This window comes from Actinomadura sp. KC345, from assembly GCF_004348515.1.
Taxonomy (GTDB): Bacteria; Actinomycetota; Actinomycetes; order Streptosporangiales; family Streptosporangiaceae; genus Spirillospora.
Genome location: NZ_SMKH01000578.1, coordinates 1 through 1188, shown reverse-complemented (window position 1 = coordinate 1188; position 1188 = coordinate 1). Strand labels below are relative to the sequence as shown.

Below are 1188 nucleotides of genomic sequence, written 5' to 3'. Positions count from 1 at the left end.
GTGCTCCAGATCGAAGCGCCGCAGGAACGCTTGCCAGAGCCGGTCGACGTGCTGCGGGCAGGCGCCGGTGCGTGAGGACCACAGCCAGACCGGCTTGGGGTCGCCGGTGCCGGGGATCTGCTCGACGTGCAGGAGGATCAGGGTGCCCTCGACGATCGGGAGCCGGCCATCGTGTTCCAGCCAGGCCGCGCGGTGGGTGAGGCGCGGGTGCAGCCGGTCCCACGAGGAGGCCGTCGCGGTGCCGTAGCGGGTGGTCTGGGTGGTGGTGGCATGCTGCGGCCGCGGCCAGGTGGCCGGGTTGCTCAGCGCGAACTCGCCGCCGTGCCTGGGCGGACGGCCGTTGGTGCCGGGCCGGCGCGGCGGGGCGGGCAGGCGCAGGACCCGGTCCGAGCGGATCCGGCCGACGAGTTCGACCGGCAGGTCGGCCAGCAGGAACGCCAGCCGGGTCACGTCGTAGCCGGCGTCGGCGACAATCAGGATGTCGTTGTCACCGTCGCGCCAGTGCCCGGCCGCAAGCAGGCGTCCGACCACCCCGCGCAACTGCGTGGCGGTCACCGCGGTCTCGTCGTCGGCGGGGCCCAGCCGGACCGCGTCCAGAACGGCCGTCCATGAGGTCCGGCCGGTCTCCAGCGCGGCGACGAATGAGTACGGCCAACCGGGGACGAACTGCGCTGCGTTCTTGCCTCGCCCGTGCACGTGGCAGAACAGGCGCTCCGCCGAGGTCTGGGCGTCCGAGCGCAGCCACGGGCTGACATCGACCGCCAGCACGATCCGGCCATCGGCGGCCCGCGGCAACGGCAGCGCGGCCAGCGACATCCGGAACCGCGCCACGTCCAGGCCGCCGCAGTTCAAGCCGTCATACAGCGCGCCATGCCCCCGCCGATGCTCGGGAGCCAACGCCAGATCCACCAGCGTTCGCACCGGCCCGTCAGAGCACAGCAGCGCATCGGTCAGCTCGAACAGCGCGTCCGCCCGGGCGGTCAGACAGCCATGAAAACCGACCCGGAACCGGGACAACACCGACAGGGAATCGACACGGGCACGCTCATCCAGCAGACTCAACCCTCACGGCCTTGGTAGTGATCACACTGCGTCCTCAACAGCGCACATGATCACGCCAAGGCCGTCCCTCTGTCAGGCGAACCACCGATCCCACCAGCCAAGAACCCAACCAGGTTAAAGAACAAG

At 70.8% G+C, this 1188-nt stretch carries 1 protein-coding gene; it reads right to left on the bottom strand.

Annotated features, from left to right (window positions below; translation table 11 throughout):
- On the bottom strand, positions 1-1062 hold a 1062-nt coding region (locus tag E1281_RS39700; protein WP_207943799.1), incomplete at its 3' end, for a transposase.
- Between the last annotated feature and the right edge of the window lie 126 nt (positions 1063-1188).